The 25188-nt window shown below is 67.3% G+C and carries 28 protein-coding genes, 1 tRNA gene and 1 pseudogene; 16 read left to right on the forward strand and 14 right to left on the reverse strand.

All coding sequences use genetic code 11. The features are described from left to right. The first annotated feature begins 200 nt into the window (after positions 1–200). On the forward strand, positions 201–518 hold the full coding sequence (locus SSPN_RS0140370) for a hypothetical protein (protein WP_010316207.1): 318 nt from the start codon (positions 201–203) through the stop codon (positions 516–518). A 980-nt stretch (positions 519–1498) separates the two neighbouring features. Further along, a pseudogene (locus SSPN_RS63200) lies at positions 1499–2482 on the forward strand (recombinase family protein); the annotation flags it as partial. A gap of 57 nt (positions 2483–2539) precedes the next feature. Here the strand turns inward: SSPN_RS63200 and SSPN_RS58965 are convergent. From SSPN_RS58965 to SSPN_RS0140410, 4 genes are all read right to left on the reverse strand, one after another. Beyond that, positions 2540–2713 carry a hypothetical protein gene (locus tag SSPN_RS58965; protein WP_202799022.1) on the reverse strand — a complete coding sequence of 58 codons (174 nt, stop codon included), beginning with the start codon at positions 2711–2713 and terminating at the stop codon, positions 2540–2542. Positions 2714–3117: 404 nt separating this feature from the next. Continuing rightward, positions 3118–3191 (reverse strand) — tRNA-Leu (locus SSPN_RS0140395). 95 nt (positions 3192–3286) lie between these two features. Then, entirely contained in the window at positions 3287–4423 is a 1137-nt protein-coding gene (locus SSPN_RS0140400; RefSeq protein WP_049887749.1) for an ATP-grasp domain-containing protein, read from the reverse strand. A gap of 316 nt (positions 4424–4739) precedes the next feature. Next, positions 4740–6062: an NAD(P)/FAD-dependent oxidoreductase gene (locus SSPN_RS0140410; RefSeq protein WP_010316227.1), complete on the reverse strand. Its 1323-nt coding sequence runs from the start codon at positions 6060–6062 to the stop codon at positions 4740–4742. A gap of 651 nt (positions 6063–6713) precedes the next feature. Here SSPN_RS0140410 and SSPN_RS0140415 point away from each other — a divergent pair. Continuing rightward, complete coding sequence (locus tag SSPN_RS0140415) at positions 6714–8096, forward strand: phenylacetate--CoA ligase family protein (protein ID WP_237710982.1); 1383 nt, start codon at positions 6714–6716, stop codon at positions 8094–8096. Positions 8097–8228: 132 nt separating this feature from the next. On the opposite strand, the gene SSPN_RS0140420 is transcribed toward SSPN_RS0140415, so the two are convergent. Then, positions 8229–8924, reverse strand: coding sequence for a uracil-DNA glycosylase (locus SSPN_RS0140420; protein WP_237710985.1), 696 nt, complete (start codon positions 8922–8924; stop codon positions 8229–8231). A 124-nt stretch (positions 8925–9048) separates the two neighbouring features. Between SSPN_RS0140420 and SSPN_RS0140425 the strand changes: the two genes are divergently transcribed. Further along, positions 9049–10518 (forward strand): S10 family peptidase, encoded by a 1470-nt coding sequence (locus tag SSPN_RS0140425; protein ID WP_010316232.1) that lies wholly within the window; start codon positions 9049–9051, stop codon positions 10516–10518. A gap of 151 nt (positions 10519–10669) precedes the next feature. On the opposite strand, the gene SSPN_RS0140430 is transcribed toward SSPN_RS0140425, so the two are convergent. The 4 genes from SSPN_RS0140430 to SSPN_RS0140445 all read right to left on the reverse strand — a co-directional run bounded on the left by SSPN_RS0140430 (position 10670) and on the right by SSPN_RS0140445 (position 13330). Continuing rightward, on the reverse strand, positions 10670–11044 hold the full coding sequence (locus SSPN_RS0140430) for a hypothetical protein (protein WP_010316234.1): 375 nt from the start codon (positions 11042–11044) through the stop codon (positions 10670–10672). An 11-nt stretch (positions 11045–11055) separates the two neighbouring features. Continuing rightward, on the reverse strand, positions 11056–11469 hold the full coding sequence (locus tag SSPN_RS48245; protein WP_010316241.1) for a hypothetical protein: 414 nt from the start codon (positions 11467–11469) through the stop codon (positions 11056–11058). Positions 11470–11766: 297 nt separating this feature from the next. Further along, positions 11767–12606, reverse strand: coding sequence for an alpha/beta fold hydrolase (locus SSPN_RS0140440; RefSeq protein WP_029536229.1), 840 nt, complete (start codon positions 12604–12606; stop codon positions 11767–11769). A gap of 223 nt (positions 12607–12829) precedes the next feature. Then, a complete protein-coding gene (locus SSPN_RS0140445; protein ID WP_010316244.1) occupies positions 12830–13330 on the reverse strand; it encodes a hypothetical protein in 501 nt (166 codons plus the stop codon). A gap of 669 nt (positions 13331–13999) precedes the next feature. On the opposite strand from SSPN_RS0140445, the gene SSPN_RS0140450 reads away from it, so the two are divergent. The 9 genes from SSPN_RS0140450 to SSPN_RS49820 all read left to right on the forward strand — a co-directional run bounded on the left by SSPN_RS0140450 (position 14000) and on the right by SSPN_RS49820 (position 19471). Then, entirely contained in the window at positions 14000–14887 is an 888-nt protein-coding gene (locus tag SSPN_RS0140450; protein ID WP_044577443.1) for an ABC transporter ATP-binding protein, read from the forward strand. Next, complete coding sequence (locus SSPN_RS0140455; protein WP_010316246.1) at positions 14884–15720, forward strand: ABC transporter permease; 837 nt, start codon at positions 14884–14886, stop codon at positions 15718–15720. The genes SSPN_RS0140450 and SSPN_RS0140455 overlap by 4 nt, the downstream gene beginning before the upstream one ends. A 17-nt stretch (positions 15721–15737) precedes the next feature. Next, entirely contained in the window at positions 15738–15977 is a 240-nt protein-coding gene (locus tag SSPN_RS0140460; RefSeq protein WP_010316247.1) for a helix-turn-helix transcriptional regulator, read from the forward strand. Between the two features lie 320 nt (positions 15978–16297). Next, positions 16298–16756, forward strand: a complete 459-nt coding sequence (locus tag SSPN_RS0140465; RefSeq protein WP_010316248.1) for a YbaB/EbfC family nucleoid-associated protein — start codon at positions 16298–16300, stop codon at positions 16754–16756. A 1-nt stretch (position 16757) separates the two neighbouring features. Beyond that, positions 16758–17075, forward strand: a complete 318-nt coding sequence (locus SSPN_RS0140470) for a type VII secretion target (protein ID WP_010316249.1) — start codon at positions 16758–16760, stop codon at positions 17073–17075. Continuing rightward, positions 17072–17773, forward strand: coding sequence for a WXG100 family type VII secretion target (locus SSPN_RS0140475; RefSeq protein WP_010316250.1), 702 nt, complete (start codon positions 17072–17074; stop codon positions 17771–17773). The genes SSPN_RS0140470 and SSPN_RS0140475 overlap by 4 nt, the downstream gene beginning before the upstream one ends. Positions 17774–17782: 9 nt before the next feature. Next, positions 17783–18481, forward strand: coding sequence for a hypothetical protein (locus tag SSPN_RS58115; protein WP_010316251.1), 699 nt, complete (start codon positions 17783–17785; stop codon positions 18479–18481). Positions 18482–18483: 2 nt separating this feature from the next. After that, positions 18484–18855 (forward strand): hypothetical protein, encoded by a 372-nt coding sequence (locus SSPN_RS0140485; protein WP_010316253.1) that lies wholly within the window; start codon positions 18484–18486, stop codon positions 18853–18855. Then, a complete protein-coding gene (locus tag SSPN_RS49820; RefSeq protein WP_049887751.1) occupies positions 18848–19471 on the forward strand; it encodes a hypothetical protein in 624 nt (207 codons plus the stop codon). Before SSPN_RS0140485 ends, SSPN_RS49820 begins: the two co-directional genes overlap by 8 nt. A gap of 61 nt (positions 19472–19532) precedes the next feature. Here SSPN_RS49820 and SSPN_RS0140495 read toward each other — a convergent pair whose 3' ends face one another. After that, a complete protein-coding gene (locus SSPN_RS0140495; protein WP_010316256.1) occupies positions 19533–20405 on the reverse strand; it encodes an NmrA/HSCARG family protein in 873 nt (290 codons plus the stop codon). Positions 20406–20505: 100 nt separating this feature from the next. On the opposite strand from SSPN_RS0140495, the gene SSPN_RS0140500 reads away from it, so the two are divergent. Continuing rightward, on the forward strand, positions 20506–21078 hold the full coding sequence (locus tag SSPN_RS0140500; RefSeq protein ID WP_010316258.1) for a TetR/AcrR family transcriptional regulator: 573 nt from the start codon (positions 20506–20508) through the stop codon (positions 21076–21078). A 112-nt stretch (positions 21079–21190) separates the two neighbouring features. Here the strand turns inward: SSPN_RS0140500 and SSPN_RS0140505 are convergent, their stop codons facing one another. Beyond that, positions 21191–21409 carry a hypothetical protein gene (locus tag SSPN_RS0140505; protein WP_010316260.1) on the reverse strand — a complete coding sequence of 73 codons (219 nt, stop codon included), beginning with the start codon at positions 21407–21409 and terminating at the stop codon, positions 21191–21193. A 314-nt stretch (positions 21410–21723) separates the two neighbouring features. Further along, on the reverse strand, positions 21724–21891 hold the full coding sequence (locus SSPN_RS57405) for a hypothetical protein (protein WP_010316262.1): 168 nt from the start codon (positions 21889–21891) through the stop codon (positions 21724–21726). Between the two features lie 118 nt (positions 21892–22009). On the opposite strand from SSPN_RS57405, the gene SSPN_RS0140515 reads away from it, so the two are divergent. Next, positions 22010–22891, forward strand: a complete 882-nt coding sequence (locus SSPN_RS0140515; RefSeq protein WP_010316263.1) for a helix-turn-helix domain-containing protein — start codon at positions 22010–22012, stop codon at positions 22889–22891. Between the two features lie 17 nt (positions 22892–22908). Next, complete coding sequence (locus SSPN_RS0140520) at positions 22909–23091, forward strand: DUF397 domain-containing protein (RefSeq protein WP_010316265.1); 183 nt, start codon at positions 22909–22911, stop codon at positions 23089–23091. Positions 23092–23175: 84 nt separating this feature from the next. On the opposite strand, the gene SSPN_RS0140525 is transcribed toward SSPN_RS0140520, so the two are convergent. Further along, a complete protein-coding gene (locus tag SSPN_RS0140525; protein ID WP_010316267.1) occupies positions 23176–24177 on the reverse strand; it encodes an ABC transporter ATP-binding protein in 1002 nt (333 codons plus the stop codon). After that, the gene (locus SSPN_RS0140530; RefSeq protein WP_044577403.1) at positions 24170–25180 is read right to left on the reverse strand and encodes an ABC transporter ATP-binding protein; all 1011 of its coding nucleotides are present in this window, start codon (positions 25178–25180) and stop codon (positions 24170–24172) included. The genes SSPN_RS0140525 and SSPN_RS0140530 overlap by 8 nt, the downstream gene beginning before the upstream one ends. Positions 25181–25188 lie beyond the last annotated feature (8 nt).

Genomic DNA, 25188 nt, shown 5'->3' on the forward strand with positions numbered 1-25188 from the left:
GTGGTCCCTTCAGGCTGGCAGGCGACACCCGGGGCTTCGCTTGTAGCGAACGAGGGGCGGTGTCGGCGAAAGGTGCAGTTGGAAGACGGGGCAGAAGGTGACCTTGTCCCACACAGATCGCACGACATGCAAACGGGGTGTAGGCCAAGAGTGGCCTACACGCCGTTTGACCTGTGGCGCCCCCGGCAGGAGACATCGTCATGTACGCCGACCATCGCGCCCCGGACGAGCCCGACGATCAGTCGCCGAGCGGGGACGATGCCGCCGCGTCGATCATCCCGCTACCCCGCACACCTCCCGACGGCCACATCGAGAACCTGCCACAAACCATCGGTGACCAGTCGGCTTGGCGGTATGATCAAAAACGCACGCGCGGTCATGACCGCCACTTCCCCGGCCACATCACCCGCGTCGGCGGCCCGGAAGGCGAGCAGCGACGCGCCGAACTCGCCGACGTCATCAGACCTGCTGCGCTGGGCCCGAACCCGGCAACACGGCAAGGACCGTTACGCAGATGATCCGGAGGAAGGCACAGCGGCATGATCGGATTGCTTGCCCCGTTCAGGGGGCCGTTGACCCCACCGTCCAGCACACCGTTGGTGCCCCGTCCTTTAGCACGGGGTACCGACGGCCCCCTTACATCCGCCATTCCCGCAGGACATACCCGTGATCGGCAAAATCTGCAGGAGCCAGACTGGTATCGATAACCAGGGTCCGCGCGACACCGCCCGATAGGCAGCAAAGTGGAAAATAACAATCGAGCATCTCTGCTGGATCCTTTCCGTACTGAGCGTCAAAACCCGCGCTTTAGAAAAGTGTGAGAGGACAGCCCGACCATGAGCACCATGAGCCCGAACCTGCCACTACCAGCCACAACGATGCCCCGGCTCCCACACCGAGTACACCTGCCGGCGCACCCAGTCCGGTCGCCGTCCCACGTCCCAGAAAATCACCGGAAAACAGCGGCGCAGGGGCCGATAAAACGTCGACCGACAACATCGACTGGAGGTATCCTAGCTATCAGAAACGACACGGAAGACGGGATTTTTCCGGTCGTGTCATCTGGGTTGAGAATGCCGATTCCGCGCGAATCCGCGAGGAACTATCCGCTGTGATTCGAGATCTCTTGGAATGGGCACAGAACGCAAAACGCGAAAAACTGATCACGAGGAGGTGAGACGTCGTGACCACCGATGACGAATCCGCGGTGAATCCCCCGGCCCCTGCCATCCTGCGGCGCACCGCCGAGGTCTCGGCCACGATGCCTGTGCGGGCCTCGGGCCCGTCGGGCTTGTCGGACTATGCGGTGTCGCCGCTGGGTATGTCCACGGCGGCCCTGCTGCGCGACGAAGTGCGGGTGGCCTTCCTGGGGCGCACGTCGACCGAGGATCAGCAGGACCCGCGCCAGTCGCTGGTGCGGCAGTTGGGCAACTGCAAGACCCCGATCCCGGAGTCCTGGGTCATCGTCGCGCATTTCTACGATGTCGAGTCCGGGCGGATGGAACTCGACCAGCGCGGCCACGGCGAAAACTACGAGCGGTTCGACATCCCCATCGCCCGCGACGGCGGGATCGCCGATCTGCTCGACGAGGCACAGCATCCTGGGCGCCGGTTCGATGTGGTGATCTGCGAAAGCATCTCCCGCGTCGCCCGACGCGCCTACGAGGGACTGTCCGTCGAGCGTGCGCTGGAGAAGGCGGACGTGCCGCTGTTCGCCTCCAACGAGCCGATCACCCTCAGCGGTAGCCGTGCCCAGCGGGTGCTGCAGCGGCGGATCAACCAGTCCATCGCCGAGTACGAGGTGATCAACACCCTCGAACAGTCCTGGGGCGGGTTGTGCACCCACGTGCGTGAGGGCTGGAACATCGGCAAGCCCCCGTACGGCTACAAGGCCAAGACCTACCGTCACCCCAACCCCACCAAGGCGGACAAGGGCCAGATCAAGACCAGGCTCGAACCCGATGGCCTGTGCGCCGAGACGGTGGCGCAGATCGCGCAGTGGCGCTACAACGAGGAACTTGGCTACGACACCATCGCTGAACGCCTCAACGCCGACCCGCAGCGCTACCCGCCGCCAGTACCGCCCGGCAAGCAACGGGCACGCGGGGCATGGGGTAAGACGAGCATCTACGAGATCCTGCGCAACCCGAAATACACAGGGTTCCAGGTGTTCAACCGGCGCGCGTCGCGATCCAAACGCGGCAAGGTCAACGACCCCGTCAAGTGGGTGTGGTCACCGGAGCCCACGCACGAGCCGTTGATCCCGAAGTGGATGTTCGACGAGATGACCGCCCGCACCCAGGCCAAGCGCGGCTCCCGCGCGGGAAACAACCGCAACACTCACCCGGAAGCACGGCGCACGTACCTGTTCCGGGGCATGGTGTTCTGCGCCTGCGGTCGGCGGATGTTCGGCGGCCAGCGGCACAACAAGCCCTACTACCTGTGCTGGCCCCGCAACAACAACCGAGGCCGCCCGGACAAGTACGAGGGCCACCCCAAGACCGTCTACCTCCGCGAAGACCACGTGCTCGACGCCGTGTCACGCTTCTTCGCCGACCGCGTGTTCGGCCCGTACCGGCGGGAGATCCTGGCCGCCGACCTCGACGGCATCGACGACCGCGCCACCCAACAACGCCAAACCGAACGCGAACGCCTCCAACGGGTCCTCGCCGACATCGCTAGCCGCCAGAACTCGATCCTGCGGCAAGCCCAAGACGGCGACCCCGACGACCCCTTCACCAAGGGCCTACGAGGCAGCTACAACGAACTGGAAACCCAGAAGAAGACCACCCTCGCCAGCGTGGCCGAACTCGACGCCGCCGACGAAGCCGAGCCAGGCAAACCCAGCCCGGACGACACGGCCCTCCTCGACACACTGCCCTACCTGGCGCTGAATCTCGCCCACGCCCCCGAGACACTGCTCCGGCGGCTGTTCGAGGTCACCCAGCTCACCGTCCGCCTACGCGACGACAGCGACCACGCCACCATCACGATCAAACTGCCCGCCGACCAACTACCCGACATCGCCCACACGGCGGAAAGGATTAGCCAAGGCATGCCATCTACACAAGAAACACCTGCTCAGCAGGCCACTAGTGCTCGTGTAGATGCTGTACGTGCCCCCGGTCGGGTTCGAACCGACACTTGGACGATTTTAAGTCGTCTGCCTCTGCCAATTGGGCTACGGGGGCCTTCGGCCACGCGCACGCGCGCCGCACTGGTTAGGACGCAGCAGCGCTTCGCTCGGTTCCCAGGAACCGCCGAACGTGTTTTTCTGTTGGCTCTTTCACCAGCTCCCCCGCCCACTCATCGCGACCGACAGGTCCGCGAAGCGACCTCGCACCCAGTCGTGCACGGCGGTCGAGACGTCCGCGCAGTCGGCCCGGTGTTCGAACCAGCGCCAGTCGCAGTTGACGTTCACCTCGAGGAACACCCACTCGTCGCCGACCCCGAGTAAGTCGAAGCCCGCGACGTCCAGCCGCCACTGGCGGCATAGCGCCAGCAGTCGCTGGAGCAGGTCCTCGGGCACCTCGACGCGCTCCACCGCGACCGAATCCGGGTCGACCCACAGCTGCGCCGGGTCGAGCTTCCGCACCCGGAAGCCGATCGCCTGGTCGCCGACGACGAACACGCGCAGTTCCCGGTCTGCGTCCAGATACTGCTGGACGAGCACCGGTGCCGGTTCGCGCGTTTCGCCCGTGCGCCGGATGTCCAACGGCTGCGGGAAGAGGCCGCGCAGCGCGCCCGGTTCGGGTTCGAGCAGGTGGTGGCCGGCCGTCTTGACGATGCACCGGCCGCCGCCCGGACGGCTGCGCCCGGGCATGGTGGTCACCGCGGTCCGCGGCACCCTCAGGCCGGCCGCCCACGCGCCTTGCAGCTGCGTCAGCCGGTCGAGGTGCTCGGTGGAGAGCACCGAGTTCACCTGCTCCCAGTCGCCGCGGCAGGCCAGCCAGTTCGCCACCGCTCGCCACTGCTCGCGGACGTAGGCGCCGTGCACCGTGGTCGGATCGACCGGGATGGCGGTGATGTCGAAGTGCCGCCGCCACACCAGGACCGGGCGCAGCAGCCAGTGCTGGAACTCGATCAGCGGCGTGTCGGTGTAGATGGTGAGGGGGATGTCGAGGCAACGGTCGGCGTCGATGCGCACCATGCGGATGTCGTGGTCCGCCAGCGCCAGCGACAGCTCGTTCATCTCCATGTCGGCGGCGCGGGCCAGCACCAGCACGCACGGCACCGGGTCGCCCGGCTCGTCGGCGACCAGGTCGGCCCGGAACATCCGCTCCTGGAAGTCCAGTGGGGTGTCGGGCGAACGGAAGAAGTAGTCCTGGCCCTGCAACAACATCGGGGTTGGACGAAGGGACGGTTGGTCGGTCGCCCCGGATGGGTTCACGAGACCTGAGGGCCGCCCCTCGGCCGCATCCATGCTCAGTCGTCCTTCTTCCGGAAGACCCGAGATGCTTCCTGGTAGTCCACCGCGAAGTCGGCGAGCGGTCCTTCCTCGACCTCACCACTGCGCAGCAGGGCAGCTAGCTCTTTCAGCGTCAAGGGATTCACCCCTTCCCCCGTTGACGCATCCTTTCAGGTGAAGACCTTGCCACAGTCTTCGATTTCTCACTACAGATTGTCAAGGATAGTCGGCCCCCATATCGCCCGCACGGAGCATCGCCTTGGGTACAAAAAGGCCGCGTGCCTAGTGCGGCACGCGGCCTGGTTGCTGTGAGTGCCCAGCGCTCGGCCGGTCAGCTCGCGGCGGCGCGCTCGAAGGCCGCCCTCGGGTTCTGGATCTGACCCATCGACACCACCTCGCGCTTGAACAGGAACGCCAGCGTCCAGTCGATGATGATCCGCAGCTTGCGGTTGAACGTGGGCATCCGGCTCACGTGGTACGAGCGGTGCATGAACCAAGCGATGAAGCCCTTGGCCTTGAAGCCGTAGACGTCGGCGACGCCCTTGTACAGCCCCATGCCGGCGACCGAGCCGGCGTAGGCGTGGCGGTACTCCTTGGTCGACTTGCCGCGCAGCGCGGCCAGCAGGTTCTTGGCCAGCTGGTTGGCCTGCCGCACCGCGTGCTGCGCGGACGGCGCGCAGGTGGCGCCGGGGTTCTCCTCGGTCTTGGACAGGTCCGGGACCGCGGCGCAGTCCCCGGCCGCCCACACGCCGGGCAGACCCTCGACCTGCAGGTGCGCGGTCGCCTTGACCCGACCGCGTTCGTCCAGCGGCAGATCGGTGTTCTTCAGCACCGGGTTGGCCTTCACGCCCGCGTTCCACACCAGCGTGTCGGTGTCGAACTCGGTGCCGTCCGAGAGCACGGCGTGGCCGCCCTCGACGGACTTCAGGAAGGTGTTCAGGTAGACCCTGATGCCGCGCTCTTCGAGGGCCTTGACGACGTAGACGCCCATCTTCTCGCTGACCTCGGGCATCACCCGGCCAGCGGCCTCGACCAGCGCCCAGGACATGTCGTCGGGCTTGACGTTGTCGTAGTAGCGCGCGGCGTAGCGGGCCATGTCCTCCAGTTCGGCCAGCGCTTCGACGCCCGCGAAGCCGCCGCCGACGAAGGTGAAGGTCAGCAGCCGGTTGCGCAGTTCGGGGTCGTCGGTGTTGGCCGCGGCGTCCATCTTGCCCAGCACGTGGTTGCGCAGGTAGGTGGCCTCACCAACGGTCTTGAGGGAGATGCCCTCCTCGGCGAGGCCGGGGATCGGCAGCAACCGGGAGACCGAGCCGAGGGCCACGACCAGCACGTCGTAGGCGATGGTCTCCGCACCCGTCTGCGGGTTCTCGACCGTGACGACCTTCTCGTCGTGCTTGATCTCGGTGACAGCGGCGGTGATCACGTTGCACCGCTTCAACACTCGTCGCAGTGGCGCTACCACGTGGCGGGGTTCGACCGAACCCGCGGCCGCTTCCGGGAGGAAGGGCTGGTAGGTCATGTGCGGCTGAGGATCGACGACCGTCACGGAGGCCTCGCGGCGACCCAGCTTCTTCTGCAGCTGAAGTGCCGTGTACATGCCGACGTAACCGCCGCCGAGGATGAGAATCCGCGTGGGATCGGATTTACCAGCCATGCGCTCATGGTCGCACCACTGGCCGTATTCGCGCTGCGCCGACCCCCCTTAATGTGACGCCAGTCGCGGGTGGCATCGCTCACGATCAACGCGCTGTGCATGGACATACGCGCTGCGTACGCGCCCTAATTGGGCGGCGGCGGATGATGTCAGAGCGACATCACCGAGGTGTCATGGAGGCTGGTTTCGGCCACCCTACCGAATCTTGAACCCGGATGCCCACGCCCGAGCGATTTCTTCCGGAAGATCGACACCGGTGTCGCGCACGACGACCTGACCATCGAGAAGGCCAAGCCTGCCCAACGCCACCCATTACGCCGGCGTGGTCGGCGAACGCGACCAACTCGGCCGCCCCATCAGTGCCGCGGACGCTCAGATCGCAGCGATCTGCCGTTGCACGTGCGGCAACGCTGGCTACCCGCAACATCAAGGATTTCGAGGAGACGGGAGTCTCGCTCCTGAAGCCGTCGTCAGTCCCGACGCCGTCGCAGCAAACCCGAGTACACCGCGATATCCGCACGACCATCCGCTGCGATGCTCCCGAGCTGCCGTGTCGATCCGGTCTGCGGCCCCGTCGGGGATGCCGGGCGGGAACACCATCGGCGGACTGCCGGAACGCGTTGCAGCCGACCGGCGCGCACACTTGTGCCCGTGCCAGCCGAGGACTGGAAGGCGGCTTACGCGCGTCTGCGCGCCGCACACCTGAGTGCGGTGCGGGCCTCGCTCGAGGACCACGTGGCGCGGCTCGCGTGGCCGCGCGAGCGGATCGAGCGCTACCAGGCCGAGCGACTCCGGTCGTTGCTCGGATTCGCGCGCGAGCGCTCACCGTTCCACTCGGCCCGGATGGCCGATGTCGACCCGACCACGGCGACCGTCGACGACCTCGCACGGCTGCCGGTCATGGTCAAGCAGGAGGCCCAGGACGAGTGGGACAGGATCGTGACCTCGCCCGGCATCGACCGCGCTGGCGCCGAACGGGTGCTGGCCGAGCAGCGCTGGTTCTCCTACACGCCCGCGCGGCACCAGGTGTTCAGCTCGGGCGGTTCGAGCGGCGTGCGCGGGGTGTACGTGTGGGACTGGGAGCAGTTCGTCACGCTCGCCTGCCTCGCGTGGCGGTGGCAGGTGCGTGCCGAGCGCGCTTCCGGATCGCCAGTGCGCCGCGCGCGGCTGGTCGTGCTGGAGGCAGGCGAGCCGCCGCACGCGAGTACGCCGTTGTTCGACGTCGCGACCGGGCCGTCGGCGTCGACCGTCGTGATCCCAGCGTCCGCGCCGTTCGACCGGGTGCTGGAGGCCGTGGCCGAGGCACGGCCCACCCATCTCGTCGGCTACGCCTCGGTGATCGGACGCCTCGCCCGTGCCGCGAGCGCGGGTTCGCTCGACATCGGGCCGGTCCGGGTCAGCACCAACTCCGAGCCGCTGACCAAGGAGGACCGCAAGGCGATCGACACCGCCTGGGGTGCGCCCGTCCACAACCTCTGGGGCTCGACCGAGATCGGCGTCCAGGCGGTCGGCTGCGGACTGGGCGACGGTCTCCACGTCTGCGAGGACGAGGTGATCCTCGAACGGGTTGATCCAGCCGGACGCCCGGTCGGCCCTGATGAGCCGGCCGTGCGCACGCTCGCGACCGGGCTCGCCGGGCGCACGTTCCCGTTCATCCGCTACGACCTCGGCGACGAGGTCACGCTGCTACCGGGGCGCTGCGAGTGCGGCAGCGCGATGCTGCGCGTTGGCGACATCGCTGGACGTCGCGACGACGACTTCCGCTACGGCGAGCGGACGGTCCCGGCCAGCGCGTTCCGGCACGTACTGGGAACTGACCCGCTGATCTCGGAATACCAGGTCCGTCAGACCGCGGGCGGGGCGGACGTGCTCGTCGTCGGCGCGCCAGACGTGTCTGCCGTGAGCGCGGCGCTGGTCTCCTCGCTACGGTCCTACGGGCTCGCGCACCCCGAGATCGACCTTCGGCCCGTCGACCGGATCCCGCGCAACGCCGCGACAGGCAAGCTCAAGCGGTTCATCCCGCTGAGTGATTAGGGGCATCCCGTGGCAGCGGGCTCCGTGCCGCCACCGCCGCCCGCTGCGGGTCGGTTGACCCGAGCACGCTCGACAATGCGCCCAATCCAGCCAAGTACGTCACGCACTCATGGCCTACGGCGGGGCGCACAGTCAGTGGATCCCCGCCAATTCCTTCGCGTGCTCCAGCACGCCGCAGAGCATCTCCGGGCTCAACTTCCCCGTGAAGGTGTTCTGCTGGCTGACGTGGTAGCAGCCGAGGAGGTGGAGGGGGCTCCCGCCGTCCGCCGACGAGAGCTCCACGTGGGCGTTGTGGCCGAACTTCGGGCGGGGTTTGGGGACTTCCCAGGCCGCGTCCGCCAGGACCGGGAGCAGGGCTTGCCAGCCGAACGCGCCCAGCACCACGACCACGTGCAGCGTCGGGCGCAGCAGGTCGAGTTCGCGGACCAGCCACGGGCGGCAGGTGTCGCGTTCGGTCGGCGTCGGTTTGTTGGCCGGCGGGGCGCAGTGCACCGGCGCCGTGATCCGGGTGTGGCGCAACGTCAAACCGTCGTCGATGTGCCGGGCCTCCGGCTGCGAAGCCAGGCCGACGTCGTAGAGCGCCTGGAACAGCACGTCGCCGGAGCGGTCGCCGGTGAAGATCCGGCCCGTCCGGTTCCCGCCGTGCGCCGCCGGGGCAAGTCCGACGATCGCGATCTCCGCGTCGGCCGGGCCGAAGCCGGGCACCGGGCGTCCCCAGTACTCCTCGTCGCGGAACGCCGCGCGCTTGACCCGCGCCACCTCTTCCCGCCACTCGACCAGCCGCGGGCAGGCGGTGCAGTGGGTGATCAGCTCGTCGAGTTCCGCGATCCGGTTCGCGTTCGGGGCTGCGGCGGCGGGGTCGCCGACCGGATCGGCGATCAGCCTGGAGGGCGTGTCGGGCACCTCCCAAAAGTGACAGAAAACCCGTTCGACGGCACGTAATGTGGGCGGCATGGCAGCCAGCGAGGAGAAAACCGACGAGGTCGAGGAATCGACCACCCCGGCCGAACCGGTCGATGATCTGGTCAGCACCCACCACACGATCACCGCGGCGGGCGCGGAACTGGCCTACACCGCGACGACCGGCCGGATCGTGTTGCGCGAAGAGGTCCATACCGACGGCAAGTTCGAGGGCTACAAGCCCAGGGCCGAGGTGTTCCTGACCTCGTACGTGGCCGACGCCGATCCCGGCACCAGACCGGTGACGTTCGCGTTCAACGGCGGCCCGGGCTCCTCCAGCGTGTGGCTTCACCTCGGGCTGCTCGGCCCGCGGCGGGTCGTCTCCGGCGACGCCGGCGATCTCGCACCGCCGCCGTACGGACTGGTCGACAACCCGGAAACCCTGCTGCGGCACAGCGATCTGGTGTTCATCGACCCGGTGTCCACCGGGTACTCGCGGGCGGTCGAGGGCGGCACGCCGGGCGATTTCCACGGCTACCAGCGGGACATCGAGTCGATCGCCGAGGTGATCCGGCTGTGGACCACCCGCAACGGCCGCTGGATGTCGCCGAAGTACCTCGCCGGCGAGTCCTACGGCACCCTGCGCGCCGCCGCGCTCGCCGAGCACCTGCAGTCGCGGCACGGGCTCTACCCGAACGGCCTGCTGCTGATCTCCTCGGTGCTGGACATGGGCACGATCCGGTTCACCGAAGGCAACGACCTGCCGTACTCGCTGTTCCTGCCGACGTACGCGGCGATCGCGCACTACCACGGCAAGCACGGCGACCGGCCGCTGCGCGAGGTCCTGAACGAGGCGGAGAAGTTCGCCGCCGAGGACTACCCGTGGGCGCTGGCTCGCGGCGCGCGGTTGAGCTCGTCCGAGCGCGAGGACATCGTTCGGCGGGTCGCCGCGCTGTCCGGGCTGTCCGAGGAATACGTCGACCGCGCCAACCTGCGCATCGAGCACATCCGGTTCTTCACCGAGCTGCTGCGCGACCAGCGGGCGACGGTCGGCCGGATGGACGGCCGGTTCACCGGCTGGGAGCCGGATGCCGCCGGGGAGCACTTCAGCGACGACCCGAGCATCTCCGGCATCCGCGGCGCCTACGCGGCGGCGATCAACCACTACCTGCGCGAAGAGCTCGACTACGCCAGCGATCTGCCGTATGAGACGCTGTCCAGCCGGGTGCAGCCCTGGTCCTACAAGGAGTTCGAGGGCGCAAGCGTGTCCGTTGTGGACAAGCTCGGTGCGGCGTTCCAGGCCAACCGGCACCTGCGGATCCACGTCGGCTGCGGCTACACCGACGGCGCGACCCCGTACTTCGCGGCCGAGCACGTGCTGGCGCAGCTGCCGATTCCGGAGCGGCTGCGGGAGAACATCGACGTCCGCTACTACCCCGCGGGCCACATGATGTACGTCCACGAGGAGTCCCGGATCCAGCAGTCCGCCGACCTGGCGGAGTTCGTGGCGCAACGCCCGTAGCGGATTTTTCGCATGATTGTTGATCATGCACGTGGGACAAATACGGGACAGCCCGTCCCGGAACGCACCGCGGCCCCCGCTCCAACCCGAGCGGGGGCCGCCTCGTCGTCACATACGAACCAGCGGCCGACCCGGGTGATCACGGACGCCGTCAGGACGTACGGGCAGTCACGTCCTGCTCGATGCGCTCGAAGATGTCGGAGTCTGTCTCCTTCTGCCATTCGGGCATGGATTCCCAGTCTGCGACGTAGGCGGGCTTGGGGTCGGCGATGTGCCGGAAGATTTGGCCGATCCAGCACAGCGCGACGAAGCGACCCTTCTGCTCGCGGGTGAGCTTGCTCGTGCTGCCCTCGGTCGCGAGGGCGAAGTCGTGCACCTGCTGGTACACAGCTGCTGCGCTGGCCCGCTCCCAATCGGGCGTCTCTTCCCACGGCGCGATGTAGCCGGGCTTCGGCTCACCGGGGTAGTGCTTGTTCACCCCGGCGATCCACGCTTCGCGGAAGATACGGCCCTTTTCGTCAGACACTGAACCTCTCCTCACTGCGTTGAGCCGTATGCGGTAATAACACCCTTGATCTGCGAATCCAGGTACCTCACGTGCCGGTCGGCGAGGTACGGCACCAGGTGCTCTCGCAGGTCTCCGAGCTTGCGGCCAACGTATCCGACCGACGCCGTCTGCCGTGCGCTGTCCACTGCCGCGGCGCCGTTCATGACCAGTTGGTCGACGTCACCGCGCTGGGCGCCGACGGTCGCGAGATCGACGAGAACGCTCCCGCGACGTCGGGCTGAGGTGGCTTGCCCCAGCGCCTTTTTCAGTGGAGGCTCGGCCAGGTCCGGGCGGCGCAGCGTGACGAAGCACGAGGCGCGTTCCTCGTCCAACCGCGATCCCTCGAAGCGGAGCCAACCGCTCGCGGGCGCCTTGTCGTGAAGGCCGGCGACTTGCTCGGCCATGTCCAATGCCCGTTGGCAGGCGGGCAGGTTGCCGAGTCCGGCGTACGTTTGCGCCTGGACGGCGGCGACCCAATACCGAGGTAACGGGTTCGACTGTATGACCGCCGGACGCCGCAGGACTCATCGTGGCTCGCGGGATCCCCTGGGCTAGCCACTGCGGCCGACGACTCCTGTGCCCACTCATCTCTGAGCCACCGTCGCTGTGCACGCTCCTCGGCATGAGCGGACGCGGTAGAACGAGGGATGCGGCCCTCGCGCGAACCGGAGCGAGGGCCGCTGCTGCTCCTGGCCCGCGGATCAGCTGCGGAGGAACTCCAGGACGCGATCGGTCTGGCCGAGGATCGCGTGCCCGACCTCGGGCAGGAGGTTCACGGTCGCGTGCGGGACGCATCGGCGCACCCGCCGGGCGGTTCGCGCGGAGTCGAACATGGCGTCGCGTCCGCCGACCATGACGAGCACGGGCATCGTCAGGCGCCGCAACGCATCGTCGGCGAACACCGGCAGCCGCTCCGTACGCGGCTTGAACTGCGTGAAGGTCAGCACCAGGGCGTCGAGGACTGCCTTGTCCTGCACCGGGTCCAGGCCCGCGACCATTCCCGCCGACCGCCGCACGCCCCGGCGGCCGAACGCACGCAGGAGCAGCGCCTTGAACAACCAACCCACCTTCTGCCGCCCCACGCCGCCGGGGCACAGCAGGGCCAGGCTCGCCACCCGCTCCGGCTTGCGGGTGGCGTAGTCCAGCGCCAGCCAGCCACCGAGGGAGGTCGCGACGATCGACGTCCTCGTGATCCCGAGCCCCTTCAGCACATCGTCCAGCCACAACGCGTAGGCCTCGGACCCCAGAGGCGGGCGGGATGGCGCGCTCATGCCCGGCTCGCCGATGACGTCCACGGCGTAGGTGCGGAAGTGCCGCGCCCAGGTGGCGATGTCGGGCAGCCACATCGTCGTGTTCGACCCCGAGCCGTGCAGCAAGAGCACTGGTGGCGCGTCCTCCGGCCCGGAGACGACGACGAACGTCTCCCCCTCACGGGTCGGCACCCGCACGTGCTCGGCGGGGACCGGCCAGGTGCTCAACACCTCCCGGTAGTGCCGCCGGATCTCGCCCGCCCCGGCCTCGGACTTGTAGATCGTGCGCATGACCCCCTCCACATGATCTTCATCATACGATGCAAACTACTCTATCGTTCCCTTCATCGAGATTGATAGGGAATTTTAGGGCCGAGCGGCTGAACCGGGTCACCGCCGAGACGCTGATCACCGCCACCGCCGGGACATCGCGCCCTGAACCGCGACGCCGCAGCGGACTGGAACCACCAGAGGGCCCCGCTCCGAACGGGAGCAGGGCCTTCTGACGCGGAAATCAGTGCTTGCGGACCAACTGGGCCTGGGTGTTGTCCTGCCAGTCCCCAGCCTGGGTCTGGTTGGCGTTGTTGGTCTGGTTCGAGCCGGTGTTGGCGATCTGCTCCTTGCCACCGATCTGGACGACCGTCGAAGGCGAAACGTTCGTGTTCGTCGGCTTGCTCACCTGGATCTCGTTCTGGTTCTGCACCTGCGTCGGGGACCCGCCGTCCTTGACCAGCTGCGCCTGGGCGTTGCCGTCCCAGTCCCCGTCCTGGTCCTGGTCGGCGTTGTTGGTCTGGCTTGAGCCGGTGTTGGCGACCTGCTTGTGGCCGCCGATCTGAACCACGGTCGAGGGCGAAACGTTGGTGTTCGTCGGCTTGCTCACCTGGACTTCGTCCTGGTTCTGCTCCTGCGTCGGAGAGCCGTCGTGGCTGCCGTCGGCCATCGCCACGGCCGTCGCTCCGAGCAGCATCGGGAAGCTCACCGCGGCAACCGTCAGCACGCGCTTCGCAGTACGCATCAAAGCACTTCCTTCCATGAGAACCGGGACTTGCGGCGCCAAATTCCGCGCCGACCAATTCGGACGAGGCATACCGGTCCAACACTTCTCCGCCAGCCTCGCAAGGAATACCGTATCGCCATCGGCACAAAGGTCGGCAACTCGGAACAACCGGGCTCACCTCATTCGGTGACACCGCATTCGGGAATTGAAACCACCGTTCGACGAACGGCACGAGAATCGACATTGTCGCAGCTCAACACGATGCAACAGGCTTTTAGAGGCACACTCCACCCTTTTTCGCGACGCGCAGCGAGCCAAATATGATCAATTTCGCAAGATCACTTTAACCCCTGCGCCAAAAACAAATCTGAATACCAGATCGGAACATCGCCCGAAAAATACGAAAACAATTCCACCAAAGGCGACACCGCGCGGATTCACCGACGGCGGCGAATCCAGCCACCCCAACCACCCGTTCGGATTCATCCCAATTGCCCGAAGCCCGGGCGCGGTCTCCACTCCGGCCTATGCAGCAATCGTTCAGTATGTAGTATGTGTGCTACATGACGACCTATCCTTGCTATGGAAGGCACTGGTGTTATGACAGTCGCGAACGAATCGGCGGCACCACTGCCGCCGGTGCGGTTACCCGACGATGACGCCGCGCTCGACGTCCGCGGCCTGCGGATGCGGTACGGCACGACCGACGTCCTCAAGGGCGTCGACTTCACCACACGCCGGGGCGAGGTGGTAGCGCTGCTGGGGCCGAACGGGGCGGGCAAGACCACGACGATCGAGGTCCTGGAAGGCTTCCGGATGCGTTCCGGCGGTGATGTCCAAGTCCTCGGCACCGACCCGGCGCACGGCGACGAGAGCTGGCGGGCCCGGCTCGGCGTCGTACTGCAGTCCTGGCGCGACCACAGCAAGTGGCGCGTTCGGGAGCTCCTGGCGCACCTGGGGACCTACTACGCGCCGTACTCCACGGCGCAAATCACCCGGCCCTGGGACATCGACGAACTCATCGCGACGGTCGGCCTGACCGAGCACGCGAACAAGCGGGCCGGGCAGCTCTCCGGCGGTCAGCGCCGCCGGCTCGACGTCGCGATCGGCATCGTCGGACGCCCGGAGCTGCTGTTCCTGGACGAGCCCACGGTCGGCTTCGACCCGCAGGCCCGCCGGGAGTTTCACGACCTCGTGCACCGGCTCGCCGACGACAACACCAGCATCCTGCTGACGACGCACGACCTGGACGAGGCGGAGAAACTGGCCGACCGCATCCTGATCCTGGCCGGCGGCCGGATCGTCGCCGACGGCTCCGCCGACGAGCTGTCCCGGCAGGTGGCCGCCGAATCGGAAGTCAAGTGGACCCGCGACGGCCAGCGCTACGTGCACTCGGCCGCCGACGCCACCCGGTTCGTCCGGGACCTGTTCGCGCAGCACGGCGACGAGATCACCGAACTGGAGGTGCGCCGGGCCACCCTGGAGGACACCTACATGGCGATGGTGCGCGCGCACGAATCCGGGCACGGCGAAGACGCCGCGCTGCCCTTCAGCGCCGAGGAGGTCAACCGGTGAAGGCCAACGCCGCACGCACCGGCCTGCAGCGGGGCTGGATCGAGTTCCGCCAAACCCTGACCACCCCGCAGGACCTGTGGGGCTACCTCTTCCCCACCGTGATCCTGCTGGTCGTGATGTCGTTCCAGCGCGGGTCCACAGTGGCCGGGTTTTCGCTGGGCGCGATGACGCTGCCCGGCGCGCTCGGCATGGGCATCGGGTTCTCCGGGCTGATCACCATCGCCCAGCAGCTGACGGTCGAGCGCGAGGACGGCACCCTGCTGCGAGCCAAGGCGACCCCGGACGGGATGTTCGGCTACCTGATCGGCAAGATCACGCTGATCGGGTGCATGTCGCTGGTCAGCCTGGTGATCCTGCTGGTGCCCGGCCTGGTGATGTTCGACGGCCTGGCCACCGGTGTCGACACCTGGCTGACGCTGGTTTGGGTGCTGGTGCTGGGTCTCGTCGCGACGATGCCGATCGGCGCGATCATCGGCTCGCTGTTCGCCAATCCTCGAAGCCTGGGCCTGATCATGCTGCCGATGATGGGGCTGATCGCGATCTCCGGGATCTTCTACCCGATCACCGGGTACCCGGAGTGGTTGCAGTGGATCGCGCAGGTCTTCCCGATGTACTGGCTCGGGCTCGGCATGCGGTCGGCGCTGCTGCCGGACGGGATGGCGGCGGCCGAGATCGGCGAGTCCTGGCGACACCTGGAGACTGCCGGGGTGCTCGGCCTGTGGGCCGTGGTCGGCCTGGTGGTGGCCCCGGTGGTGTTGCGCCGGATGGCGCGGCGCGAGTCGGGGTCGAGCGTGGCCGCGCGGCGCGAGAAGGCCATGCAGCGCGTGCGGTGACGCCGGCGGAGGGGACCATGAGCGAGACGATCTACAACCGCATCGCGATGCTGCGGGCCGAACGCGGGATCTCCCGCCGGCAGCTCTCCGAGGCACTTGGCGTGCACTACCAGACGATCGGCTACCTGGAGCGCGGCGAGTACAGCCCGAGCCTGCACCTGGCGCTGCGCATAGCGGAGCACTTCGAGGTCCCGGTCGAGGTGGTGTTCTCCATCCACCCGTTCCCCCGCATCGGCAGCGGCGAACGCACCGCCTGACCGATCCGACAAGGCGCGAAGGGTGCCTTTTGCCGAGTTCACCCGGCAAAAGGCACCCTTCACCTCGAAAAGACCACCGCCTCCGTGGGCGCCGCCATCCCCGTCGGCCAGTCCGGTCCACACTCCGTCCAAAATGGACCGGCTGGGGACGGGGCGGTCGGCTCGCGAGGAGCGCCGTAGCGCCCAGCAACACCACCGTGACTGAGCGCATTTGTGCCGACATCGTTGATTTGACCGGTTCTTCAGTTCCGCCGCTGGATGGGTGCTCCGCTGCTTAAGATTCGATCTCGGCACTCTGCCGTTACGCGAATCGGAGGGACATGGAGGGGAACATCCTCGATCCGGACAGCGCTCACGAGCGCTTGGCCGCTTGGAAGGACCGGATCGACAAGCTGGCCGCCGACACCCGAGCGATGAGCGAACGGCTGCAGGAAGTACGGGTCACCGCGAGTGACCCGAACGGGCTGACCGAGGTCACGATCGACTCGACCGGCGCGTTGGTGGACCTGCGGCTGACCGACCGGATGCGGCGGACGAGCCCGGACGTCGTCGCTCGCACGATCATGGCGACTCTCGGCGAGGCCAAGAACAAGCTCGCCGACCGGTCGCAGGAGATCATCGCGGACACGGTGGGCACCGAATCCCCGGCGGCACGGGCGATCGCGGACAGCGTCGGGCAGCACCTGCGGAGCGGTCCGGCCCCGGAAAGCGCCGCCGCTCCCGGCGATGACGACCAGGACTACGAGACGCACTCCTACCTCGACGAGCGGCGGTGGTGACATGGGCGACGGGTACAGCGTCGACGCCGAGCAGTTGCGCACCCACGCGAGCAAGGTGTCGGAGATCCAGGCGCGGTTCGGCGCGGTGAAATCCGCCAGCTCGCACATCACGCAGGACGACCAGGCGTACGGGCTGCTGTGCGGGTGGATTTCCGGCGTGCTGGGGGAACGGCACGCCGACCAGGACGAACTGATCGCGTACGTGGCGGAGAACCTCGAACTCGCCGCGGCGGCGCTGCGCGACACCGCCGACTACTACGAATCCCTCGACAAGGACCACGCCGACCTGATCCGCTCCGCAGGCGAGGGCATGCCATGACCGACAACTCACTGGTCGCCCCCGTCGAGTCGTCCCGCGAGGCGTGGACCGGCGCCGGGCTGGCCGACAGCATCGAGGGCCTGGTCGATGCGATCAAGAGCGAGGGCTGGGTCGACGACCTGCTGGCCGGCACGGGCCTCGCGATCGAGGTCGCGGCGAGCGCGCTGGACCCGTTCAGCGCACTGCTTTCCAACGGCCTGGGCTGGGTCATGGAGTACTTCGAGCCGCTGCGGGAGATGCTGGACGAGCTGACCGGCAAGCCGGACGTCGTCATGTCGCACGCCTCGACGTGGAACAACATGGCCCAGGAACTCGGCTCCGTGGCTGAGGACCTGCGCGCGAGCGTCGAGGCGGACGTATCCGGCTGGCACGGCGAGGCCGCGGACGCCTACCGCCGCCTGATGGGCAACAACGTGGAGGCCGTCGGAGGGCTGGCCGCGATCTCCGCGGCGATGGCGGAGGCCACCCAGGGCGCGGGCGGTTTGGTGGAGCAGACCCGCGAAATCGTTCGCGACCTGATCGCCGACCTGGTGGCCAGGGTGATCGTGTGGGCGGTCGAGGCGATCTTCGTGGTCACTATCCCGGTCGTCGCGGCGCAGATCGCCGCCGCGGTGGTCAAGTGGGCCGCGCGCATCTTCACCTACACCACGGCCCTGATCACCAGCCTGACCAACCTCAACCAGCTGCTCAACGATTAGGCGGGCGCGATGCGATTCCTCAGGTTCCTCGCCCTCGCCGTTTGGTTCGGGCTGCACAGCACCAAAACCCCGAACGGCCCCGGCGGAACCCCCCGCGGCAAGAAGAACCAGCCGACGAAGGTCGGCAACGTCGACGCCGGCAAGGGCGCCAAGAGCGCCATCAGGGCCACCAAGGAATACGCCGGCAAGGGTCGGGCCGAACAGGGCGATCAATCCACCAACCCGACCGATCCCTCCGACCCCACGAAGACCGATCCCAAAGCCCAGCAGAAGCAGGCCCTCATCGAGGAAGCCCAGGCGCAGGGGATCAAGATCAGCGCGGACCGGGTCGTGGAGATCGGCAAGGACCCCAACGGGAAGATCGTCTTCCTCGAAGAGGGCAAAGGCGGCCAGCGCGGGGCCGGGCTGGAGCACATCTACGAAGAACACGGGAGCCAGTTCGAGCAAGCCGGGATCCCCAAGGAAGACGTGCCGGATCTAGTCCACAAAGCGGCGACGGAAGGCGAATACACCGGGTACACCCAGGGAAAGGCGCCCGGTCGCCCAATCTACGAGGTCGAGCACAACGGCCAGAAGCAGTACGTCGCGGTAAGCGTCGGCAGCAATGGATTCATCGTCGGAGCCAATATGAGAAGCGGCGATGATCCGTTCAAGGGAGCCCAGAAAGATCCCAAGTCAGAGACCAATCCGAACCACCGGGGATATTAGCGATGAACCAAGCGGAAACCCTGCTCTCGGTGCGTATCTCGCCGGAATGGCGAACGGGTCCGCTCTGGGTCACCACCAGCGCGGATCGCTTCGAGGGTAACGCCGAGCCCGAAGACCTGGCGGAGAAGTTCGGCGTATCCGTGGAACTCGTGGCCGAATTGAACGAGTGGGATGACGAATTCCAGCAGATCTGGGATCCGGCCGACCCCGCTTCTGCGGAATTCCCCAGCGAAGAAGCGGAAGTTCGCTGGGAGGAGCGCGGCAGGCGACTGGCGGAAAAACTGGCCGCCGAACTCGGACCGAGCGTCCGGGTAAGCTACTACAAGGAAATCATCCAGGCTGGCGCGGCGGACAGAGAACGGGACGATGACTGAATCAGGCGCGGATTTGATCAGGAACCGCCACGGCGCGGACTTCGCGCGGTGCGGCGTCAGCGGCGACCTGATCAACAAGCTGGTCATGCACGTCGCGACCAGCGGAACCGAGGCGGCCCGGGTCGTCGGCCACAACCGTCCGGCCTACGTCGTCGAATTCGGCGGCAAGCGGATTCCGGTCGCGCTCAGCATCGCCGCCAGCGGCTATGTGATCTCCGCGCATCCCGAGCCGCTGGCCCGCGTCGACGGTTCGCAGTGGCCTCCGGCGGGAAGCCGTCCGACCAGCGTCCGGCTCGGCGCCGAATGGGGAGCCGGGCCGTTCTGGGTCCGCTTCGGCCCAGAGAAGGCGGTCGCCGCGAACTACCTGCCGGACGAGATCCGGGACGTGCTCGACCTCCCGGCCGACCTGCTGCTGGACATCGCCCGCTGGGACCACGACTACCAGGGCATCCTCGACCAGAACTACCCGCCCGACTCGGCGTTCGCCTCCGAGGATGCCGCGCTGAACTTCCGGCGCACCGGGCTCACCCTGGCCAAGCGCCTCGCCGCCGCGCTGCCGCCGGGGCTCGTCGTCGAGTACGCGGAGAACTTCGGCGACCGCATCCTCACCATGTGAGCGCACGCGAAGCCGTCGGGCGAGCAAGCCGCCCGACGGCCCTTCGCCTCGCCAGAGCAGTTCAGAACTGCTTGGTGAGCCAGGTTTCGAAGGTCATCAGGTCGGGATGGGCTCGGCGCAGGGCCGGGATGTCCACCGTCAGGTCCAGCTCGTTGATCGCGGAGTAAGCGCGGTAGAGGACGGGGTTCTGCTCGCGCAGGGGCTCCAGCGGAAGTTCGACGTGGCGGAGTTCCCGGCCGGTCGCCCGGGACAGCGCGGCGGCGATCTCCGGCGGCGTCAACGAATCCCCGGCGATCTCCACCGCCCGGCCGACGTATTCGTCGGGGTTCTCGAAGGCCAGCGCGGCGAACGCGCCGATGTCTTCCAGCGCGATCAGGGGCTGCGACACGTCGGCCCTGATCGCGCTCACCAACTCGCCGTCCGTGGCAGCCTGCCCCGGCATCATCGCGAGGTAGTTCTCCATGAACGCCACCGGCCGCAGCATCGTGGCGGGTATGCCAAGCGCGCGGATGTGCTCCTCGATCGCCCACTTGTTGTCCAGGGTCGGGGAGCCGATCCGCTGGTCCGCGTTGGTCGCCGAGGCGTAGACGAGGTGCCGCACCCCGGCGGCCCTCGCCGCGTCGGCGACGTTCTTGCCCCACCCGATCTCCTTCTCGTTCGTCAGGTCGGGCGTCAGCTCGGGCGTGATGAAGGTCGGTTGGACGCTGAAAGCGCCGTGCACGCTCCGCATCGCGTCCTCCAGCGCCGCCTGATCGCCCATGTCTCCCTCGACCAGTTCCACACCGGCCTCGGCGAGCCGCCGCGCGGCGGCGCTGGACGCGCTGCGGGTGAATGCCCGAACCCGCCAGCCCCGCTTGAGCAGCTGTGCGGCGGTGGCGCCGCCCTGCTGCCCGGTGGCTCCGACGACCAGTACGACCTCGTCTGCTGTGGACAATTCTGCCTCCGCATCAACGGGCACAACCGGAACGTGCGCCCCGGTTCGCAATATACGGAACGTGCGCCCCGGTTGTCCACGGGAGCGGTAGGCTCGACTTGTGACCACCAAGGACGCCTCGGGAAAGCGGCTGCGCGCGGACGCCCAGCGCAACCGGGAACGGGTCCTGGCCGCGGCCCAGGAGCTGTTCGCCGCCGAAGGCCTGGCCGTCCCCCTGGACGACATCGCCCGCCGGGCCGGCGTCGGGCCCGGCACCGTCTACCGCCACTTCCCCACCAAGGAAGCACTCTTCGCGGCGGTCGTGGTGGAGCGGATCCAGCGGATGGTCGAGGAGGCCCGCGACCACGCGACGGCCGACGATCCCGGCCAGGCGTTCTACGACTACTTCCAGCGAGTGATCGAATACGCCGCGCTGAACAAGGACATCTGCGACGCGCTGGAATCGACGGGCCAGCAACCGCAGACGACCTGCCAGGAAAGCGACTTCGACAACGCCATCGGCACCCTCCTGGCACGCGCGCAACAGGCAGGCGCAGTCCGCGTCGACGTCACGACGGCCGAGGTGCGATCGCTGATCGTGGGAGCCCTGAACATGTACCGCCGCGCAGTGGCCGAGCAACGCCCGGCGAACGAACTAGCGATTCTCTACGCAGGCCTCCGCCCGCTCAGCTGATCTCGGAGCAGCGGTCCGCCGGGGGGGGTGGCCGGGCGCTGGGTCGGGGGCGGAGCGCCCGGCCACCATGAGGCCCGGCGAGGGAGGGGATGCGCCGGACCAGGTCTCGCAGTCAGATGCGCAAGCGCGCAAGGGTCTCGGTATCGAGGTGGTGCCGCCCGGTGGCCACCGCTTCCCGATGTCGCTCTGCCTGGACATCGTCGATCAACTGCCACACATTCAGCGCACCCTCACCCGCACCGCTGTGCTGCGCACGCGGAACACGGACCAGCAGCATGCTCGCGATCAGCACGTTGACCAGGACAAGAGTGCTCACCTGAAGCCAGAACATGATTTCTCCTCATAGTTGCGGGATGCATTTGCAGTGGCCAGGGCCCATGCGCACTTTTTGCTGCTATAGACCCATTTTGGATGCGTTACAGCATCGTCGTGGCTATGTCGGTGATCGGTGGATGAGGCGAACGGCCTGTTTGTTGCGCCTATTGGCGCGAACGGTCCGTTCGCTTCACTCCAGCGATGCCAGATACATCACCGCCGCACAACGAGTTCCCAAACAGCGTCTATAGCAACAAAAAGTGATCACGGCCCGGTGCCCCACCGCGAGCTGATGCGGTGCCAGCAGTCCAAGCAGGTGTCCTCGTCGATCTACTCCGTCTCGGGCGGCAGCCGCTGCACCTGCCACGCCTCCACCCCAACCCCGCAGAACGACGTCACCGCCGCATGCGGCTCAGCCCGCTTCGCGGCCACGCCGAAGGCGTGCCGCCCAACCCCCACCGGCCGCCAAAACCAGTCCACCCCGAAACTTTCGAACATCGCATCTCCCGACTTATTGCAATCCCACTTTACTGTGATTGATGCGTCTCATGAGGCGCAAGCTAAACGATCAACAACCATGCGAACGGGTTAGGCTGCGGAGCACAGATCAAATGCGATGCTCTACGGCATGCCAACACCGACTGTCCGGCGACTGCTCGTAGGTCATCTCTTGCGTCACGCTCGGGAGCAGACCGGTCTCGACCTCGATGCCGCCGGCAAGCTCATCGGGAAGACCAACAGCACGATGAGCAGGATCGAACGCGGCCAAACCGCACTGCCGCAGCATGTGTTGAAGAAACTCGCGAACGCGTACGAGCAGCATGCACCGAACGCCATCGACTTGGACGAACTGCTCGATCTGGCACGCGGGAGCCAGGATCGTGGTCGATGGTCCGGCTATCGGTCCGTGTACTCCAAGTACTTCCGCATGGCAGTGGATCTCGAAGCTGATGCCATCTCGATCTTCCAGTACCAGACCGAGATCGTGCCGGGCTTGCTTCAAACTGAGCAGTACATCCGCGCGCTTTTCACCACCGCACAGCTGCAGCTCAGCGATCAGTCCACTGAGGATGCGGTGGAAGCACGGCTCGAACGCCAATCCGTCTTGACCAAGCCGAAAGCGCCACAGGTCAGCTTCGTACTCTCCGAGTCCTCACTCCGCCGCCGCGTGGGCGATCGGGAGCTGATGGTCACGCAGCTCCACCACACCGCAGAAATCGCGCGACTCCGCAACGTTCAGATCCAGGTTCTTCCGTTCGCCGCAGCAACAGCACCGCGTGCGACCCATGACTTCAACCTGTTCCGCGTGCCGTCGCCTGGCAATGCCGGCCCGCTTGAGTTCGTCTACGTAGAAGACTTCACAGATGGTCGCTACCTCGACGGACACGACGATGTGCACGCATACACTCTGCTGTGGCAACAACTTGTGGCGGCAGCGCTGGACCCGGTGGAGTCCGAAAAATTCATCTTGCGCGTCGCGGACGAGTTCGCTCGATGAAACCGTGGAGGCCCGCGATGAACGGCTGGCGGAAGTCCAGTTATAGCCCACACAACAACAACTGCGTCGAGGTCGGTGTTGGCTTCGACGCCGTCGGGATTCGGGACACGAAGGATCGAGACGGCGGACACTTAGTCGTCGGTCCTGCTCAGTGGCAGGCGTTCCTGCGTGCCGTCAAGAACGACGTGCTCGACACCTGAACCACCCGATCTGGTGAGAGGTGAGGGGCACCCTTGGGCGATATAGCCGCCCAAGGGTGCCCCTCACCTCGAAAGAATCGCTTGTCAGGAGATTACGCTGGGGCGTTCCTCGGCGAAGTGGCAGGCCGAGGGATGGTCGCCCAGGCGGACTTCCAGCTCCGGGACCTTCTTCGCGCAGATCTCCTGTGCCTTCCAGCACCGGGTGCGGAAGCGGCAGCCCGACGGCGGATTCGCCGGGCTCGGCACGTCGCCCGTCAGCCGGATGATCTCGCGCTTGCCGCGCAGCGTCGGGTCCGGCACCGGCACCGACGACAGCAGCGCCTGCGTGTACGGGTGCTGCGGGTGCTCGTAGATCTGCTCGTCGGAGCCGATCTCCACGATCTTGCCGAGGTACATCACCGCCACCCGGTCCGACAGGTGGCGGACCACCCCGAGGTCGTGGGCGATGAACACGTACGACAGCCCGAACTCCTGCTGCAGGTCGCCGAGCAGGTTCATCACCTGCGCCTGGATCGAGACGTCCAGCGCGGACACCGGCTCGTCGCAGATGATCACTTTCGGCCGCAGCGCCAGCGCCCGCGCGATGCCGATGCGCTGCCGCTGACCGCCGGAGAACTGGTGCGGGTAGCGCTGGATGTGCTCCGGGTTGAGCCCCACCACCTCCAGCAGTTCCTGCACCTTCCGCTGGCGCTCGCCCTTCGGCGCCACCTCGGGGTGGATCTCGAAGGGCTCCCCGATGATGTCGCCCACGGTGCGCCGCGGGTTCAGCGAGGTGTACGGGTCCTGCAGCACGATCTGCAGGTCGCGGCGCAGCTTGCGCAGCTCGGCGCCGCGCATCTTGAACATGTCGCGACCCTCGAACAGGGCAGTGCCGCTGGTCGGCTTCTCCAGCCGCATCAGCACCTGCGCCAGGGTCGACTTGCCGCAGCCGGATTCGCCCACCACGCCGAGCGTTTCGCCCCGGTTGAGGTCGAACGACACGCCATCAACGGCGCGCACGTGGCCGATGGTGCGCTTGAACAGCACGCCCTGGGTGACCGGGAAATGCTTGACCAGGTCCCGCACCTGGAGGATCGGCTCAGCCACGGGTCATCAACTCCTCCGCGAAGTGGCAGGCGCTGGCCCGCCCCAGACCCAGCTGGTGGTAGGCCGGCACCTCCTGGCGGCAGCGTTCCCGGGCGCGCGGGCAGCGCGGGTGGAACGGGCAACCCGGCGGCACCGCGAGCAGGTTCGGCGGCAGGCCCTTGATGGTCTCCAGCTCCTGCCCTTTGAGGTCCAGGCGCGGGATCGACCGCATCAGGCCCTCCGTGTACGGGTGGCCCGGCTGCTGGTACAGCGAGTAGGCGTCTGCGGCCTCCACGATCCGCCCCGCGTACATCACCACGATCCGGTCCGCGACCTCGGCGACCACGCCCAGGTCGTGGGTGATCAGGATGAGCCCCATGCCGCGCTCCCGGCGCAGCTCGTCGAGCAGGTCCATGATCTGGGCCTGCACCGTGACGTCCAGCGCGGTGGTGGGCTCGTCGGCGATGAGCAGTTCCGGGTCCAGCGCCAGCGACATCGCGATCATCGCGCGCTGCCGCATGCCGCCGGAGAACTGGTGCGGGTACTCCTTCACGCGCTGCTTGGCGTTCGGGATCTTCACCTGGTCCAGCAGCTCGACGGCCCTGGCCATAGCTGCCTTGCGGGACATGCCGCGGCGCATCCGCAGCTGCTCGGCGATCTGGAACCCGACGGTGTAGACCGGGTTCAGCGCGGACAGCGCGTCCTGGAAGATCATCGCCATCGAGTCCCCGCGCAACTCCCGGCGACGGCTGTCCGACGCCGTGAGCAGGTTCTCGCCCTGGTACCGGATCGCTCCACCGGTGATCGCACCGGGCGGGATGTCGAGGATGCCCATGATGGTCTGCGCGGTGACGCTCTTGCCGGAGCCGGATTCGCCGAGCACGGCGAGGGTTTCGCCGGCGTCGACGTGGTAGCTCACCCCGTTGAGGACCTTGGCCACGCCGTCCCGGGTGCGGAACTCCACGTGCAGGTCGTCGACCTCCAGCAGCCGCTCCGCCGGGGCTTTCTTGTCCACAGTAGACAAAGCGGTTC

Source organism: Saccharopolyspora spinosa NRRL 18395 (assembly GCF_000194155.1).
GTDB classification, from domain to species: domain Bacteria; phylum Actinomycetota; class Actinomycetes; order Mycobacteriales; family Pseudonocardiaceae; genus Saccharopolyspora; species Saccharopolyspora spinosa.

Coding starts and splice junctions, on each gene's coding strand:
- SSPN_RS0140370 (WP_010316207.1), top strand. CDS start 201: ATGTACGCCGACCATCGCGCCCCGGACGAGCCCGACGATCAGTCGCCG.
- SSPN_RS48245 (WP_010316241.1), bottom strand. CDS start 11,469: ATGGCCGAGCAAGTCGCCGGCCTTCACGACAAGGCGCCCGCGAGCGGT.
- SSPN_RS0140450 (WP_044577443.1), top strand. CDS start 14,000: ATGCGGTACGGCACGACCGACGTCCTCAAGGGCGTCGACTTCACCACA.
- SSPN_RS0140400 (WP_049887749.1), bottom strand. CDS start 4,423: ATGGATGCGGCCGAGGGGCGGCCCTCAGGTCTCGTGAACCCATCCGGG.
- SSPN_RS0140465 (WP_010316248.1), top strand. CDS start 16,298: ATGGAGGGGAACATCCTCGATCCGGACAGCGCTCACGAGCGCTTGGCC.
- SSPN_RS0140445 (WP_010316244.1), bottom strand. CDS start 13,330: ATGCGTACTGCGAAGCGCGTGCTGACGGTTGCCGCGGTGAGCTTCCCG.
- SSPN_RS0140425 (WP_010316232.1), top strand. CDS start 9,049: ATGGCAGCCAGCGAGGAGAAAACCGACGAGGTCGAGGAATCGACCACC.
- SSPN_RS0140440 (WP_029536229.1), bottom strand. CDS start 12,606: ATGCGCACGATCTACAAGTCCGAGGCCGGGGCGGGCGAGATCCGGCGG.
- SSPN_RS0140460 (WP_010316247.1), top strand. CDS start 15,738: ATGAGCGAGACGATCTACAACCGCATCGCGATGCTGCGGGCCGAACGC.
- SSPN_RS49820 (WP_049887751.1), top strand. CDS start 18,848: ATGACTGAATCAGGCGCGGATTTGATCAGGAACCGCCACGGCGCGGAC.
- SSPN_RS0140470 (WP_010316249.1), top strand. CDS start 16,758: ATGGGCGACGGGTACAGCGTCGACGCCGAGCAGTTGCGCACCCACGCG.
- SSPN_RS0140410 (WP_010316227.1), bottom strand. CDS start 6,062: ATGGCTGGTAAATCCGATCCCACGCGGATTCTCATCCTCGGCGGCGGT.
- SSPN_RS0140515 (WP_010316263.1), top strand. CDS start 22,010: ATGCTCTACGGCATGCCAACACCGACTGTCCGGCGACTGCTCGTAGGT.
- SSPN_RS0140485 (WP_010316253.1), top strand. CDS start 18,484: ATGAACCAAGCGGAAACCCTGCTCTCGGTGCGTATCTCGCCGGAATGG.
- SSPN_RS58115 (WP_010316251.1), top strand. CDS start 17,783: ATGCGATTCCTCAGGTTCCTCGCCCTCGCCGTTTGGTTCGGGCTGCAC.
- SSPN_RS0140505 (WP_010316260.1), bottom strand. CDS start 21,409: ATGTTCTGGCTTCAGGTGAGCACTCTTGTCCTGGTCAACGTGCTGATC.
- SSPN_RS57405 (WP_010316262.1), bottom strand. CDS start 21,891: ATGTTCGAAAGTTTCGGGGTGGACTGGTTTTGGCGGCCGGTGGGGGTT.
- SSPN_RS0140475 (WP_010316250.1), top strand. CDS start 17,072: ATGACCGACAACTCACTGGTCGCCCCCGTCGAGTCGTCCCGCGAGGCG.
- SSPN_RS0140520 (WP_010316265.1), top strand. CDS start 22,909: ATGAACGGCTGGCGGAAGTCCAGTTATAGCCCACACAACAACAACTGC.